The sequence below is a fragment of the Actinoplanes sp. NPDC051388 genome (genome assembly GCF_055586225.1).
This window is the reverse complement of sequence record NZ_JBVJIP010000007.1, coordinates 369041-384425: the sequence shown is the minus strand read 5'-3', so window position 1 is coordinate 384425 and position 15385 is coordinate 369041. Positions and strand designations below refer to the sequence as shown.

The window sequence follows — 15385 nt, the reverse complement described above, 5'->3', positions numbered from 1 at the left end:
CACTCGTCGTCCAGTCGCGCTCTCTACCTTCGGGTGAATGATCGCGCATGAAGAAGCCGATGTCGTCGTCATCGGGTCCGGCATGGGCGGGCTCGCGGCGGCGCGCACGATCGCGCAATTCGGCGGCAAACGGGTGCTCGTCCTCGAGCAGCACTACACCCTCGGCGGGATGACCCACGAGTTCTCCCGCCAGGGCCGATACCTGTTCGGGACGGGCCTGCACTACATGAGCGGGGACGCCGGGCCGTTCCTCGAATTCATGACGGACGGGCGCGCGCAGCTCCATCCGCTGCCGGACGACTATGACCTTCTTCACTTCCCCGGATTCGACTTCGCGATCCCGGCCACCCGGGAACGGTTCCAGGCGCGCCTGACCGAGGAGTTCCCGGACGAAACCGAGGCCATCGACCGCTTCTTCCGGGCCACCCGGCGGGCGATGGCCGGGCTGGCCGCGCGCAACGTCTTCTCGTCGTTCCCGGCGCCGGTGCGGGCGATCGGCTTCCCGACGGTCGAGCGGCTCTTCCCGGCGGCCTATCGATCGTTGCGGGAGCAGGTCGACCGCAGTTTCCGCGATCCGCGGCTGCGGGCCGTCCTGGCGGCTCGGTGGGGGCTCTACGGAACGCCGCCCTCGGCGAGCGCATTCGGTTACCACGCCGCGGTTCCGCTGACGTTCTTCATGAACGGCACGGCGCACCCGGTCGGCGGTCCGAAGGAGCTCAACCGGATCGTCATCGAGATCCTCGGCCGGCACGGTGTCGAGCTGCGGCCCCGCCAGCAGGTCCGGGAGATCCTGGTCGAGCGCGGCCGGGTCACCGGGGTCGACGTCGAGGACCGCGCCACCGCGCGCCGATATCGGGTGCGGGCTCCGGCGGTGGTCTCGGCGGCGGGGGTACGCAACACGTACGCGATGCTGGGCCGCGCGCCGGAGGTGGCGCACCTGCCGGTGGAACCGTCCGCGATCATGCTGTTCCTGGGGCTGGACCGGTCGCCGGCGGTCTTCGGGCTGCACGGCGAGAACCACTGGTTCATGCCGGATCTGGCGGACGGCGCGGGCACGCTCTACGTCTCGTTCGCCTCGCTCAACAACCCGGCCGCCCGCTTCCACACCGTCGAGGTGCTGGAGCTCGTGGATCCGGCCGTGGTCGAGCGGTGGCGCGGATCCACCGAGGAGGATCGGCCGGACGACTACCGGCGGTTCAAGGAGGCGGCGGCGGAGCGCCTGATCGGCCGGCTGGACGAGCGCTGGCCGGGGTTCCGGGAGTCGATCGCCTTCCGCGAGGTCGCGACGCCGCTGTCCTTCGAGACCTACCAGCACAGCGTCCGCGGCTCGTTCTACGGGCTCGCGGCCACCCGGGACCGGCTGCGGTCGCCGCTGGCGGGGGCGCGTACCCGGGTCAAGGGTCTGGTCGTGGCCGGGCAGGACGCCTGGGGCTCCGGTGTGGTCGGGGCGCTGGCCGGCGGGCTGATGGCGGCGAACGCGCTGCTCAGCGGCCGGCGGACCGCGGCGATGTGGCGGACGGTCCGGGCCGGCGCGCCGCCGCGCGACCGGGACACCACCTGGGCGGGATTCCTGCGGGTGGCCGGGGTCGAGGCGCTGACCCCGACGGTACGGCGGATCCGGCTCGAGCCGCTCGCCGGTGGGCCGCTGCCGTTCACCTTCGCGGCCGGCCAATATCTCAAGGTCGAGCTGCCGGTCGCGGTCGAGCCGATCGAGCGCTCGTACTCGATCTCGAGCGGGCCGGGCGCCGGCGACTTCGTCGAGATCGCGGTGAAGCGGGAGCCGCAGGGTCTCGGCTCGGCGTTCCTGCACGACGAGCTGGCGGCCGGGCAGGCGTTGCGGGTCAGCGGGCCGCACGGCGACTTCACCTATCGGCCGGGCGCCGGCCCGCTGCTGCTGATCGCCGGTGGCATCGGCATCACGCCGCTGCTCAGCGTCCTGGCCGCGGCGGTGGGCCGGGCCGATCGAATCGTGCTGCTGGTCGGCTGCCGCAGCGCGGACGAGATCCCGTTCCGGCCGGACCTGGAGGCGCTGGCGAGCCGGCAGCCCGGGCTCGAGGTGGCCGTCTTCCTCAGCCGGCCGGGCCTCGACTGGCCGGGCCACCGCGGCCGGATCGACGCCGCGGCGCTCCGGCCCTACGTCGCGGACGGCACTCGGGTCCACCTCTGCGGGCCCGCGCCGATGATGCGGGACGTGATCGGGCACCTCATCGAGCTCGGGGTGCCGCGCGCGGCGATCCACACCGAGGCCTTCGTCTCGGAGCGGAGCAAGCAGACCCGGCGGGAGCGGGCGCACGCGGTCGCCGCCGCGGCCACCGCGGCCGGCGTCAGCGAGTTCACCGTCGAGATGCCGGGCGGCCCGGCATTCCCGTGCCGGCCCGGCCAGACGGTGCTCGACGCCGCGAACGTCGCCGATGCCGGGCTGCCGCAGTCGTGCGGCGAAGGGCTGTGCGGCACCTGCCGGGTGCGGGTGCTGGCCGGCGCCTTCGAGACCGACGACCGCGGCATGTTCTCCGCCGCCGAACTGGCCGACGGCTGGCGCCTGGCCTGCCAGACCCTGCCCACCGAGGACCTGACCATCACAGTTCACTAGCCGGCGAGTGCCGCGTGCGCGGAGGAGACCGCGCTCGCGCCCTCGCCCACGGCGGTGGCCACCCGCTTCGTCGAGCCGGAGCGCACGTCACCGACCGCGAACACCCGCGGCGCGCTGGTCTGGAAGGGCAGCGCGCCGCCGGTGCGGACGAAGCCCTGCCCGTCCTTGGCCACGCCGGTCAGCCACGCCGACACCGGGTCGGCGCCGATGAAGCAGAACAGCGCCCGGGACTCCAGCCGGTCGCGGCGCCCGGCGGCCCGCTCGACCACGACCGAGGTGAGCCGGTCGTCGCCGGCCAGCTCGTGGACCGTGGCGCCGGTGTGTGCCCGGATCCGCGGGTGCGCCCGGATCCGGTCGGTCAGATAGGACGACATCCCGGCCCGCAGGTCGGCGCCGCGCAGGATCAGATCCACTTCTGCGCCGCGGGCGGCCAGCGACAACGCCGCCTGTCCGGCCGAGTTGGCGCCGCCGACCACGGTGACCGGCTGGTCCGCATAGCCGCGGACGTCGAGTTCGGTGGCCGCGTACCGGATGCAGCCCTGCCGTTCGAAGGCCGCCCAGCCGGGGATCTCGAGGCGCCGGTAGTGCGCGCCGGTGGCGGCGATCACCGCCCGGGACTCGATCCGCGTGCCGTCGCTGAGCAGCACGACCGGCCGCCGCTCGTCGGCGAGGTCGAGGGCCGAGACCTGGCACGGCGCGAAGATCCGCACCCCGAACTTGAGCGCCTGCGCCATCGCCAGCCGGGTCAGTTCCTCGCCGCTGATGCCCTGCGGGAAGCCCAGATAGTTCTCGATGCGCGCGCTCTTGGCGGCCTGCCCGCCCAGCCCGGTGCGATCCAGCAGCACGGTCTCCAGGCCCTCGGAGGCGCCGTAGACGGCGGCGCCCAGACCGGCCGGGCCGGCGCCCACCACGACGAGATCGACCGCGCGACCGTCCGGGCGATAGGACAGCCCGAGCTTCTCCGCGACCGTCCCGGGCGTCGCGCGGCGCAGCAACGAGCCGTTGACCACCGCGGCCGGCAGGTCGTCCTCGCCGAGCCCGGCCGACCTCATCAGCGCGTCCCCGGACTCCGACGCCGCGTCCAGCCAGGAGTGCGGGAGCAGGAGCTGGTTGACGTACGTGCGCAGCCCCATCGTCGCCGCGGCGTCCGACCGGCCGACGATCTCCAGGGCGTCCCCGGCCGCCGCACGGATCACCTCCCGCCGCACCCGGAAGGCCTCGAGCAGCACGTCCGCGATGTCCACCTGCTCGGCGAGCACCCGGCGCAGCATCGCGCCGCCGACCCGGACGACCGTCCCGGCGGTGGCCACCCGGGCGGTCAGGTAGACGTGCTGGCCGGTCAGCAGGCCGAGCTCACCGAGGAAGTCGCCGGGATGGCCACGGTAGATCTGCCGCTCGGGCTGGATCGCGGTCGCGTCCAGGACGATCTCCACGGTCGCGGTGCCGAGCAGGAAGAAGTCGTAGGAACGGTCGCCGGACACGAACAGGTGGTGGCCGGCCGGCACGTGCTCCGGGTCGCCGTACGCGGCGAGCCGGCGGAACTGCTCGTCGTCCAGGACCGGACCGCTCGGCACCTCGTCGTCGCCCACACCAGCACCCTGCCGCAGCGCACTGGACAGCGAGTGGACGCGCTTCCACTCGCTGTCCACAGCCGGCTCCTAGCGTGCAATCCCTGATCAACCGATGGAGGGAACGAGCGGTGTTGCGGATCGGAAGAACCAGCGTGGCGGTCGTCGTGGCCGCGGGACTGAGCATGTTCGCCATGACGGCGGCGGACGCCCATCCGGGTGGAACCCAGCCGGGCGGGAACCAGAAGAAGAAGCCGACGGTCGTGCTGGTGCACGGCGCGTTCGCGGACAGCAGCGGCTTCAACGCGGTCGCCCACCGGCTGCTCGCCGACGGATATCCGGTGGTGGCGGCGCCCAACCCGCTGCGGGGGCTGACCTCCGACGCGGCGCAGGTGCGCGCGCTGCTGGCCAGCATTCAGGGGCCGATCGTGCTGGTCGGGCACTCGTACGGCGGCGCGGTGATCTCCGCGGCCGCCACCGGCAACGCCGAGGTGAAGGCGCTGGTCTACCTGGCGGCGTTCGTGCCCGAGGCGGGGGAGTCGGTGGAGCAGCTGGCCAACCAATTCCCGGGCAGCACCGTCGGCGAGTCGCTGAAGCCGGTGCCGCTGCCGGACGGGCAGGTCGACCTTTACATCAACCCGGCGGTGTTCCGCGCCAACTTCGCGGCCGACGTGCCGGCCAAGGACGCGGCGCTCTTCGCGATCGCCCAGCGACCGGCCACCGGAGCCGCGCTCGGCGAGCCGGCGAGCGGGCCACAGGCCTGGCGGGCCATCCCGAACTACAACCTGATCAGCGGCGCCGACCGGATCATCCCGCCGGCCGCCCAGGAGTTCATGGCCAAGCGGGCCGGCGCCACGGTGCAGGTCGTCCAGGGCGCCTCCCACCTGGTCTTCGTCTCCCAGCCGGGCCGGGCCGTGGCGATGATCGAACGGGCCGCGCGGGAGAACGTTTGATCCTTTCCTGGTCGGGGGCCGTATCACCCGGCGGTTAGGCGTGTCCCAAGCCTGAGTGTCGTGGAGGTTCGCATGCGTGGCGGTCGTCTGTGGGGTCCGGTGCTCGCGACCGTGGTGCTGACTCTGTTCAGCCCGGCGCGGCCCGCGATGGCCGAGCCCGGCGTCCCCGTTCCGCCCGGCGAGTTGCTGAAGGACCGCGGTGTGGGCGAGTTGTCCGCGGCCGACCGCGATCTCGTCGTCAAGGTGCGGCTCGCCGGGCTGTGGGAGATCCCGGCCGGTGACATGGCGGTGGAGAAGTCGAAGAACGAGCGCATCCAGAAGATCGGCCGCGACATCGCCCAGCAGCACGAGAAGCTGGACGAGTTCGCCCGCGCGGCGGCCAAGAAGCTGAAGATCAAGCTGCCCGACAAGCCCAACGCGGACCAGCAGAAGTGGCTCGGCGAGATGCGCGACGCCGCGGACGGCCAGGAGTTCGACCAGATCTACATCGACCGGTTGCGGGCCGCGCACGGCAAGATCTTCCCGGCGATCGCCACGGTCCGCACCAGCACCCGCAACGACATCGTCCGCAAGCTGGCCCAGCAGGCGAACCAGTTCGTCATGACGCACCTGACGCTGCTGGAGAGCAGCAGCCTGGTCGACTACGAGACGTTGCCGGCCGCGCCCGACCCGAACGCCGCCACCGCGCCCGCGGCCCTGAACCCGGTCGCGCAGAACCAGCAGTCGACGGTGAGCATCCCGCTCGTCGCAGGCATCCTGGCCCTCGTCCTGGCCGGCGGGTTCTTCCTGATCTGGCGCGACCTCAAGAGACGCCGCCCGTCCTACCGCGCCCGCCGATCCGGGGGCTGGTGACCATCACGTAAACGCGGGAAGATTCCCCCTCTCGGGGGAGTGACATGACAAGTGGCACCCGGCTGCGGCCGCCGCACCATCAGGTTGACCGCCGTGCCGTCGGCTGGTGGACGGTCAACCTGCTGCTCGCCACCGCCGCGCCGGTGGCGCTGCTGGTCCTGCTCGGCCTGCTGATCTCGCCCGCGCGGGCCTGGCTGCTGACCCCGGCCGTGCTGATCGCGTCGGCCGGCCTGATCGCGGTGGCCGTGCTGCCGCGCTGGTGGTTCCGGGTGCACCGGTGGGAGGTCACCGACACCGCGGTCTACACCCGCACCGGCGCCTTCTGGCAGGAGTGGCGGGTGGCGCCGCTGTCCCGCATCCAGACCGTCGACACCCGTCGCGGCCCGCTGGAGCAGCGGTTCGGCCTGGCCACCGTGGTGGTCACGACGGCGTCGGCCAAGGGCGCGGTGACCATGCCCGGCCTCGACCGGACCGTCGCCGAGGACATCGCCGAGCAGCTCACGGTGGCTACCCAGGCCGTGCCGGGCGATGCCACATGAGCGCCGAGTCGCGGCCGGACGAGTGGCAGCGGCTCGACCGGCGGGCCATGCCGGTCTCGGCGATGTTCATGCTCGGCGTCGCGGTGCTGGCCGGCGTCCCGTCGGCGATCGGGCTGTCGGACATCTCCCTGGCGGTCGCGCTGGGCTGGACGCTGCCCGGCGCGGCGTTCGTGGTGCTCGCCGGGGTGGTCGCCGAGTGGCTGCGGCTGCGGTTCACGCGATACCGCGTCGGGCCGGACCGGGTCGAGCTGCACACCGGCGCGCTGATCCGCACCCGGCGATCCCTGCAGCGCGACCGGATACGCACGGTCGACGTCACGGCGAACCCGCTGCTGCGTGTGTTCGGACTGGTCGCGGTGCGGATCGGCACCGGAGAGCACAACGACGAGGGCACGCTCCGGCTGCGCCCGGTCGCCCAGGAGACCGGCGACGAGTTGCGCCGCACCCTGCTCACCCGGGCGGGTGACGGGTCCGCCGACGGCTCGCTGGCCGTGCTCGACCCGGCCTGGATCCGTTATGCGCCACTGTCCTTCATCGCCCCGGTGCTGGGCGCGTCCGCGATCGGCGGCGTGCTCAACGTGGCCGACTGGTTCGGCATGGCCGACGGCGCCGTCGGCTGGGCGATCGATCTGCTGACCGGGCTCGGCCTGCTCGGCGCGATCGCGGTGCTGTCCGCGGTCCTGCTGTGCACCGGCGTGCTCGGGGCGCTCGGGCTGTGGGTGGAGATGTGGTGGAACTACCGGCTCGACCGGGAGCCGGGCGGCACGCTGCGGGTGCGCCGCGGGCTGCTCACCACGCGGTCCATCTCGGTCGAGGAGGAGCGGCTGCGCGGCGTCGACCTGGTCGAGCCGCTGGGCACCCGGCTGGCCGGAGCCGCCCGGGTGGACGCGGTGTCCACCGGCCTGGCGACCGGCGCCAAGGAGGACAAGGCCCACCACGGCACCCTGCTGCCGGCCGCGCCCAAGGCGGTCGCGGCCCGGGTCGCCGCCGAGGTGCTGCGCGAGCCGGTTTCGCCGACCGAGTCGGTGCACCTGTCGCCGCACCCGATCGCCGCCCGCGGCCGCCGCGTGCGCTGGGCGCTCGCCGGCGTACTGGCCGGTGAGCTGCCGCTGCTGGTGCTCGGCCTGCTGCTCACCGACGTGCTGCTGCACCTGGCCTGGATCACCGCGCTGATCGCCGCGCCCATCGCCCTGGCCCTCGCGTTCGACGCCTACCGCAACCTCGGCCACGGCCTGGCCGGCGATTATCTGGTGGCGCGCAGCGGCACGGTGCGCCGCTCGACCGTCGCGTTGCGGCGCGGCGGGATCATCGGCTGGACCGTGCGCCAGTCGGTGTTCCAGCGCCGGGCCGGGCTGGCCACCGTGCTGGCGGCCACCGCCGCGGGCGCGGGCGCCTATGCGATCCGCGACGTGGGCACGGGCGCCGGCCTGGACGCGGCCGACGCCGCGGTGCCCGGCCTGCTGACCCCGTTCCTGGAGGAGTCAGCTCCGGGTCATTGAGGCGCGTGCGGTATATCGGCCGTTCGCGGGTCGGTAGTCGAGCAACATCGTGTCCGGCCCGGTCGGCCACAGCACGATGTCGCCCCGCGTGCTGCACCTGCCCTTGTCGATGCGCTCGACCAGCTCGATCTTCTCGTCGGTCCGCTCGGTCACGGTGATCGTCCCGGAGCAGCCGAGCCGCGGGTAGCGGATGGTGCCCTGCTCGGCGTCGAGGGCGAACCGCAGACGCACCGGCTCGGCGCTGCCGAAGCTCTGCTGCAACTCGCCGACCCACTCGGCCTCTTCGGTCCCGGCCGCGGTGGCGGACGCCGGCCCGGAGGGGCTCGGCCCGGGTGCGGCGATCTCGCCCGCCGAGAGACGATCCGCGATCTTCGGTACGGCCGCGGCAGCCCCGCCACCGAGCAGGACGACCGCCGCGACCGCCGCCACGATCCAGCGCCGCCGGCGGCGCACCACATGCGGGGCGGTTTGCCGCAGCGTCACGCCTTCGACCGCGGCGCGCAGAGCGGGCTGGTCGATCAGCACCGTGGTGTCGTCCGACGCACCCGGGCTGAGCAGGCGGTCCAGCAGCTCACGGGCCGACGGGCGCCGGGCTGGATCCTTGGCGAGGGATTCCGCCACCAGGTCGCGCAGGGCACCGTGCAGGCCGTCGAGGTTCGGCTCCGCGGTGACGATGCGGGTCGCCGTGGCCATCGGCGTGGCGGCGTGGAACGGCTCGTGCCCGGTGCCGGCCAGGGTGACGACCGCGCCCCACGAGAAGACGTCGGCGGACGGCTCGACCGGCGCCCCGGCCTGCGGGTTGAAGCGCTCCGGCGCCATGTAGCCGACCGTGCCGACCAGCTGGTTCTCGGCGGTCAGCCGGCTCGACCGCAGCGCGTGGGCGATGCCGAAGTCGATCACCTTGGGGCTGCCCGGCGGCAGCAGGACGTTGCGTGGCTTCAGATCGCGGTGCACCACCCCGGCGCCGTGGATGGCGGTCAGGGCGGTCGCCACGCCGATCGCCAGGGCGTGCAGGTTCGACGCGGACAGCGGGCCGTCCCGCTCGATCACCTCGGCCAGGCTCGGACCGTCCACGTACTCCACCACCAGGTAGGGCGTCTCGTGGTCCGGATCCGCGTCCAGCACCTCGGCGGTGCAGAACGGCGGCACCTGCCGGGCGCCGTCGATCTCGCGGCGGAACCGCTGGGCGAACTCGGGATCGGCGGCGAGATGACGGCGCACCACCTTGACCGCGACCCGGCGCCCGCGCGGATCGGTGGCCAGATAGACGGTGCCCATGCCGCCCTCGCCGAGCCGCCCGACCAGCTGGTAGGGCCCGATGCCGGACGGATCCCGCGGCAGCAACGCCGCGACGTCGGCCCCCGGTCGATCCGTCACGACACCCTGCCCTCACCACGCCCGTCGATTCGCCGAACACAAGGTACAGGGCGGTGGCCCGGGACCGGGTTCTGCTAACGTCGGGGACAGGTCATGAGTGCCAGCGCACAGCCCCGGCTTGCTGGCCGGCAACCCTTGCGTTCGCGATGGGGTGCCCCGGGTGAGGACCAGGCTCGCGTCGAGCACGACGTGGGCAAGCGCGGACCCGTGCGGGTCCCGACCCTCGCGGAGGAGCACGTCATGTCCGTCACCCTGCAGTCCCTCGAGCTCGATGTCGTCGGCAACGACCTCACCGTCGAGGTGTCCAGCGGCCGGATGGTTCGGTTCGCCCATCTGGATCACGCCGCTTCGGCGCCGTGCGTGCGGGCCGCCGCCGACGCCGTCCGCGACCTCCTGCCGTTCTACGGCAGCGTGCATCGGGGCACCGGCCTGCGGTCGCAGACCTCGACGCTGGAATACGAGCGCGCCCGCGACTCGGTGGCCGAGTTCGTCGGCGCCCGCCCCGGCGACGAGGTGATCTTCACCCGCAACACCACCGACGCGCTCAACCTGCTGGCCCGCGCGCTGCCGGCCGGCACCACCACGATCGTGTTCGACGGCGAGCACCACGCCAATCTGCTGCCCTGGCCGTCGCCGCTGCGGCTGCCGGCCCCGGCCGACCCGGACGCGGCGGTCGCGGCGCTGGCCGCCGCGCTGGAGACGGTCCGCGGTCCGGTCGTGGTCACGGTGACCGGCGCGAGCAACGTGACCGGGGAGATCTGGCCGGTGCGCCGCCTGGCCGACGTGGCCCACCGGCACGGCGCCCGGGTGATCGTCGATGCCGCCCAGCTCGCCCCGCACGTCCCGATCGACCTGGACGAGCTGGGCGCCGACTATCTCGCGCTGTCCGGCCACAAGCTGTACGCGCCGTTCGGCGCCGGGGTGCTGGCCGGGCGGCGGGACTGGCTGGACGCCGCCGAGCCGTACCTGCGCGGCGGCGGCGCGAGCGCGACGGTCGGCGACGCCGCGGGCGACGTCGGGTGGGCCACCGGGCCGGCCCGGCACGAGGGTGGCACTCCCAACCTGCTGGGCGCGGTGGCGCTCGGCGCGGTCTGCTCCGCCCTGCTGCGGGCCGACCGGGTGGCTCTCCACGAATACGAGCAGAGCCTGCTCGCCGGCCTGAACGGCGTCACGCTCTTCGGCGGCCGGGCGCCCCGGGTCGGCATCGTCTCGTTCGCCGTGCCCGACCCGGCCGCGGTGGCCGACCGGCTGAGCCGCGACCACGGCATCGGCGTGCGGGCCGGTCAGTTCTGCGCGCACCCGCTGGTGCGCCGGCTGACCGGCGGCGGCGCGGCCGGCGGCAGCGCGGCCGACGACTGTGCGAGCACCGGGCTGCTGCGGGCCAGCTTCGGCCTGGGCACCACGCCCGACGAGATCGAGCGGCTGGTCACCGCCCTGGCCCGATAAGGGCTGTCTCGCGGATCAGCCAGGGCATCGGCCTGGCCCTGATGGTCTGTCTCGTGGATCAGCCATGTGCGAGGCGCGGGCCAGCCCTGGTTGATCCACGAGACAGACTCCCTAGCGGTGCGCGGTGACGACCCAGGACCGCGAGTCGAACTGGACGCCGTCGTCGCCCAGGTGCGCGGCGAACACTTCGCGCAGGCGGTCTTCCGCCCGCGCCGCGGCGGCCCGATCGGTTCCCTCGAGCACGTGTCTGGTGCAGGCGAAGCGGCGGACGAAATCCAGGGCCGTGGCCACGTCCGGGCCGTAGTGGACCGGCTCGCGGACGTCGGTGAACGCCGCATCGGTGAACCCGGCCGCGGCCAGGAGCTCGGTCACGGCCGCCGGATCGGCGAGCGAGAACGCGTCCGGGCCGGGCGCCGCGCCGAGCGCCCCGCGGATGGCGACGTCCCATTCGTTGAGCTCGCCGGCCTGCCAGACCATCATCGTCAGCCGCCCGCCCGGCCGCAGCGCCCGCCCGATGTTGGCGAACGCGGCCGCCGGGTCGGCGAAGAACATCGTGCCGAACCGGCTGATCGCCAGGTCGAAGCCCGCCGGCCGGAAGCGGTGGGTCTGCGCGTCGGCGCACGCGAAGGTGACGTTGCGCAGCCCGTCGCGGGCAGCCCGCTCGCGCGCCCGCTCGATGGCGGGGGCGGAGACGTCGACGCCGAGCGCGCTGCCCGCCGACGCGGCGCGCGCGGCCTGCCGGGTGGTGTGCCCCGAACCGCAGCCGATGTCCAGCACCTGGTCACCCGCCCGGATGTCGCAGGCCCGGCGCAGAACCTCGTCGTGCCGGCGCAACTCGGCGTCATATTCGAGGTCAGCCATGGCCGGCGCGCAGCTCCCGGTGCTCGCGGATCGCACCGTGATGAGCGGAGGCCCAGCGCACCAGCGGGGCGGCCGTCTCCAGCAGGCTCTTGCCGAGCGCGGTCAGGGCGTATTCGACGCGGGGTTGCACCTCGGCATGGGCCGTGCGGGTGACCAGCCCGTCCTCGCCGAGCTGGCGCAGCGTCAGGGTGAGCATGCGCTGGGAGATGCCGGGGACGATCCGCTGCGGTTCGGAGTAGCGGCGCGGGCCGTCGCTCAGGTTGGCGACCACCAGCAGGGTCCACTTGTCGCCGATCCGGTCCAGCACCTCGCGGACGAAGTCGCCGTGCTCGGCGGGCAGCTGCCCGCATGCCTCGGTCATCCCGCAATGCTGACGCGGGGGTGTGGCTACGCACAAGTTGTGCGTAGCCCCTCCCGCTGGGTCAGAGGGTCGTCCCGTCGGCCGGCGCGCCGGGCTCCGAAGGCTGCGTGCCGGGCTCCGAAGGCTGCGTGCCGGGCTCCGAAGGCTGCGAGCCGGACCTCTCCGGGCAGTCCCGGTCGGCGACGCCCTGGTCCGTGGCGCCCGAAACCGTGGCGCCCCAACCCGTGGCGCCCGAACCCGTCTTGCCCGAACCCGTGGCGTCCGAACCAGTGGCGTCCGAACCCGTGGTGCCCGAACTCGTGGTGCCCTGGTCGGTGATGACCAGCGCGGGCGCGGTGCCGCCGGTGTCGCCGGACGCAAAGGCGGCGGTTCCGCCGATCGCGGCGGCACCCGCGACGGCGACGCCCGCCACGGCCAGTCCGACAGTGGTCTTGAGGCGCATGTGATCACTTCCTTGCCGAGAAGGGGATCGTGCACCGGACGCGGCGCGCCCGGCAGGTTGATCCCAGGACACCAAACGGCACCGAAAGAGGGCCGAAGAACATCCGGCCGCCGATATTGCGTTGTGGCCGCCGCGGCCCCTGCGCCATCCTGATCACGGCCCCGGCGGCTTCAGAAGTACGCGCTTACGCAGCGGATGCATTGGCGATCCAACCACGCTGATCCGTTGTCCTCCTGGCGACCGATCCTTCACATCGGATCCGCTCCGGGGCCATCCCATTCTTTTGTCAGAGGTGAAACATGTCCGATCGTCACGAGGTGATCGTCCACAGCGGATTCCGTGGTCTTCGCTACTCCGACGGCCGATTCGATCAGGTGCTCGAGCCCGGCCGCCACGAGCTGCCCAAGCGCCGCTTCCCGGGTCAGCGGGTGCCGCGCGTCTCGATCGTCCCGATCGACGTGCGCGAGCGCGAGCTGAACATCAAGGGCCAGGAGATCCTCACGGCCGACAAGGTCGCCGTGCGGGTCAACATCGTCACGCACTTCCGGGTGGTCGACCCGCGGGCCGCCGTCGAGCAGGTCGCCGACTACAGCGACCGCATCTACAGCGACGTCCAGCTCGCGGCCCGGCGCTCGCTGGCGTCGATGACGCTCGAGGCCATCCTCACCAACCGCAACCAGCTCAGCGAGGACATCCTGCGCGACGTCGAGGGCGTCTCCGCGGGTTACGGCGTGCAGATCATCCGGGCCGACGTGAAGGACCTGGTCTTCCCGGGCAACCTGCAGGAGATCATGAACCGCGTCCTCACCGCGCAGCGGATGGCGGAGGCGCAGATGGTCGAGGCCCGCACCCGGGCCGAGCGGGACGCGCTGGAGGCCGGCTCGAAGGCGGACGCCGAGCGGATCGCCGCGCAGACCCGGGTCGAGTCGACCCGGCTGGCCGCGGAGGCCGACGCGGAGGCCAAGCGCATCCGGGCCGACGCCGAGGTGGACGCGCTGCGCCGGCTGGCCGCGGCCGCGGAGGCCTATGCGGAGCACCCGGCCCTGCTGCGCCTGCGGGAGCTCGAGACGCTGGGCGCCCTCGGCGCGAACGGCGCGGCCCGGCTCTACATCGGCTTCGACAAGCACAGCGACCGCCTCAGCACCGAATGACTCAGCGGGCATAGACCTCCACTGTGGAGGCCTGGCCCGCCGGCCAGCCGGTGTTCGCGGTGACGGTGATCCGCACGTGCCGGGCCTGGGCCGGCGTGCAGGTCACCGTCACCGCGTTGCCCGATGCCGGATCGAAGGTGTGGCCCGCGGATCCGGCGAGGGTGGTGAACGCCGATCCGTCCGCGCTGCCGGAGATCGCCAGCGTCTGGGTGCGCGCGCCCCACGAGGGCGGCAGCTTGAGCACGAAGCGCCCGACCGTCGCCGCCGCGCCCAGGTCGATCTGGATCCATTGCGGGAACGCGTGGTTGACGCTCTCCCAATAGCTGCCGTCGTTGCCGTCCACCGCGTTGCCCGCGACATAGCCCTGGGTGTGGCCGCTCGCCGACGTCGCCCGACCGCGGGCCAGGTCGGTGATCGGCGGCGGCTGGGTGCCTGTCGTCGGCGAGGTCGGCCGTACGGGGGTGAGCGGGATCTGCCCCTTGAGCATCCGCCCACCGTCCGTGGTGATCCGCAGGTAGTAGTCGGCCGAGCAGAACGTGCCGTCCTCGTCCAGCGCCCGGATCCCGCTGCCGGCCGGCACTGAAGCACCCGTCTCGGCCGTCTTCGCGATCTGATTTCCCTCGTTGAACTCGTCGAACATGGACACATAGAGCCCCTGCGCGCCGAGCCGGACCATGTTGTAGATGCTGCGCCAGTAGAAGTCGCCGTGCCGGCGGTGCCCGGACGAGAGGTCGCCGGGCAGCACGCAGGGCTGGTAGTCGATGCCGTGCGCATTGCAGTCGGCCTGGTCGGCGGTGTTCACGTTGGCGTAGAACCAGTCCAGCCCGTCGAGCGTGCCGGTGCGCCCGACCATCCACGGCGAGATCATGTGGAAGGCGTGATAGACGTCGAGGAAGCCGGGCCGGCTGTCGTTCTTCCCCTCGCGCCAATAGGTCGGCACGCCGCCGATCACGTAACAGCCCTGCGCCTTGAGCCGCTCGATCACGTCGAGGCAGGCGTCCGGGGCGAACGGGCGGCCGTCGTCGGCGAAACCGAAGCCCCACACGCAGACGACCGGCTTGCCGTTCTGCCGGGCATAGGCCGGGGAGGCCGCGTGCGCGGACATCTTGGTGACCCAGTCGGTGACCAGCTCGGACCGCATGTTCGTCCAGCCCGTCACGTCGTACATGACATAGAACTTGCGGCCGGTGGCCTCGGCCGCCGCACGCACCTTGACCGCCATGGCGTCGCGGGTCGGCCCCTCGTCGCCGACCGGGTTGAAGCGCTGCAGCGCCGCGGTGTCGATGCCGTGGGTCTGCATCCAGCCGAAGTGCGTGTCCACGGTCTGCTGGTCATAGGACGAGAACAGCGTCGCGGGCCGGCCGTCGCCGAGATTCGGATAGGCCGTCGGATAGACGTGCGCGTAGTCGCGGGTGTCCGGCCAGGACACGATCGTGGTGTTGGCGGGCGACGGCGGCTGGAAGCGATCGCGGCTCCAGTGCCACCAGCCGCCGATCGGCGCGCCGTCACCGGGGCAGGCGAACCAGCCCTGGTAGCCGACGCTGATCTTGCCGACGACATCGCCGGGCGGGGAGGCGGCGTGAGCGGGGGAGAGGCCGGTGAGGACGGTGGCGGCCGGGCCGAGGGCCGCGGCGCTGAGGACGGTACGTCGAGCGACCATGCGCGCCATCGTGACAGTGAACGTCATCTATTCGCAATACTTGAACCAAGTCTTGTAACAATCTGCGTGCCCGTTGGAAATGTCGG

13 protein-coding genes and 1 riboswitch are annotated in these 15385 nt (G+C 72.9%); of the genes, 7 read left to right on the top strand and 6 right to left on the bottom strand.

The genetic code is table 11. The annotated features are described in order from the left end of the window. Window positions 1-37: 37 nt before the first annotated feature. On the top strand, window positions 38-2590 hold the full coding sequence (locus ACZ6TI_RS20390) for an FAD-dependent oxidoreductase (protein WP_465346656.1): 2553 nt from the start codon (window positions 38-40) through the stop codon (window positions 2588-2590). Here the strand turns inward: ACZ6TI_RS20390 and ACZ6TI_RS20385 are convergent. Then, window positions 2587-4239, bottom strand: a complete 1653-nt coding sequence (locus tag ACZ6TI_RS20385; RefSeq protein ID WP_465346655.1) for an FAD-dependent oxidoreductase — start codon at window positions 4237-4239, stop codon at window positions 2587-2589. The two genes, ACZ6TI_RS20390 and ACZ6TI_RS20385, sit on opposite strands and share 4 nt — an antisense overlap. Window positions 4240-4292: 53 nt before the next feature. Here ACZ6TI_RS20385 and ACZ6TI_RS20380 point away from each other — a divergent pair, with 53 nt between their 5' ends. The 4 genes from ACZ6TI_RS20380 (at window position 4293) to ACZ6TI_RS20365 (ending at window position 8001) form a co-directional block, all read left to right on the top strand. Continuing rightward, a complete protein-coding gene (locus ACZ6TI_RS20380) occupies window positions 4293-5111 on the top strand; it encodes an alpha/beta fold hydrolase (RefSeq protein WP_465346654.1) in 819 nt (272 codons plus the stop codon). A 72-nt stretch (window positions 5112-5183) separates the two neighbouring features. Beyond that, window positions 5184-5963, top strand: coding sequence for a DUF4142 domain-containing protein (locus tag ACZ6TI_RS20375; protein ID WP_465346653.1), 780 nt, complete (start codon window positions 5184-5186; stop codon window positions 5961-5963). Window positions 5964-6007: 44 nt separating this feature from the next. Beyond that, window positions 6008-6502 (top strand): PH domain-containing protein, encoded by a 495-nt coding sequence (locus tag ACZ6TI_RS20370; protein WP_465346652.1) that lies wholly within the window; start codon window positions 6008-6010, stop codon window positions 6500-6502. Continuing rightward, a complete protein-coding gene (locus tag ACZ6TI_RS20365; protein WP_465346651.1) occupies window positions 6499-8001 on the top strand; it encodes a PH domain-containing protein in 1503 nt (500 codons plus the stop codon). Before ACZ6TI_RS20370 ends, ACZ6TI_RS20365 begins: the two co-directional genes overlap by 4 nt. Here the strand turns inward: ACZ6TI_RS20365 and ACZ6TI_RS20360 are convergent. Next, on the bottom strand, window positions 7984-9378 hold the full coding sequence (locus tag ACZ6TI_RS20360; protein ID WP_465346650.1) for a serine/threonine-protein kinase: 1395 nt from the start codon (window positions 9376-9378) through the stop codon (window positions 7984-7986). The two genes, ACZ6TI_RS20365 and ACZ6TI_RS20360, sit on opposite strands and share 18 nt — an antisense overlap. Window positions 9379-9467: 89 nt before the next feature. Next, window positions 9468-9584, top strand: a riboswitch (SAM riboswitch). A 109-nt stretch (window positions 9585-9693) separates the two neighbouring features. On the opposite strand from ACZ6TI_RS20360, the gene ACZ6TI_RS20355 reads away from it, so the two are divergent. Beyond that, window positions 9694-10824, top strand: coding sequence for an aminotransferase class V-fold PLP-dependent enzyme (locus ACZ6TI_RS20355; protein WP_465346729.1), 1131 nt, complete (start codon window positions 9694-9696; stop codon window positions 10822-10824). Window positions 10825-10935: 111 nt separating this feature from the next. On the opposite strand, the gene ACZ6TI_RS20350 is transcribed toward ACZ6TI_RS20355, so the two are convergent. From ACZ6TI_RS20350 to ACZ6TI_RS20340, 3 genes are all read right to left on the bottom strand, one after another. Beyond that, a complete protein-coding gene (locus tag ACZ6TI_RS20350) occupies window positions 10936-11685 on the bottom strand; it encodes a class I SAM-dependent methyltransferase (protein ID WP_465346649.1) in 750 nt (249 codons plus the stop codon). Continuing rightward, window positions 11678-12046 carry a winged helix-turn-helix transcriptional regulator gene (locus tag ACZ6TI_RS20345; protein WP_465346648.1) on the bottom strand — a complete coding sequence of 123 codons (369 nt, stop codon included), beginning with the start codon at window positions 12044-12046 and terminating at the stop codon, window positions 11678-11680. The genes ACZ6TI_RS20350 and ACZ6TI_RS20345 overlap by 8 nt, the downstream gene beginning before the upstream one ends. Window positions 12047-12107: 61 nt before the next feature. After that, on the bottom strand, window positions 12108-12488 hold the full coding sequence (locus ACZ6TI_RS20340; protein ID WP_465346647.1) for a hypothetical protein: 381 nt from the start codon (window positions 12486-12488) through the stop codon (window positions 12108-12110). Between the two features lie 299 nt (window positions 12489-12787). On the opposite strand from ACZ6TI_RS20340, the gene ACZ6TI_RS20335 reads away from it, so the two are divergent. Next, window positions 12788-13639, top strand: a complete 852-nt coding sequence (locus ACZ6TI_RS20335; RefSeq protein WP_465346646.1) for a slipin family protein — start codon at window positions 12788-12790, stop codon at window positions 13637-13639. Between the two features lies 1 nt (window position 13640). Here the strand turns inward: ACZ6TI_RS20335 and ACZ6TI_RS20330 are convergent, their stop codons facing one another. Next, entirely contained in the window at window positions 13641-15326 is a 1686-nt protein-coding gene (locus ACZ6TI_RS20330) for a glycoside hydrolase family 99 protein (protein ID WP_465346645.1), read from the bottom strand. Window positions 15327-15385 lie beyond the last annotated feature (59 nt).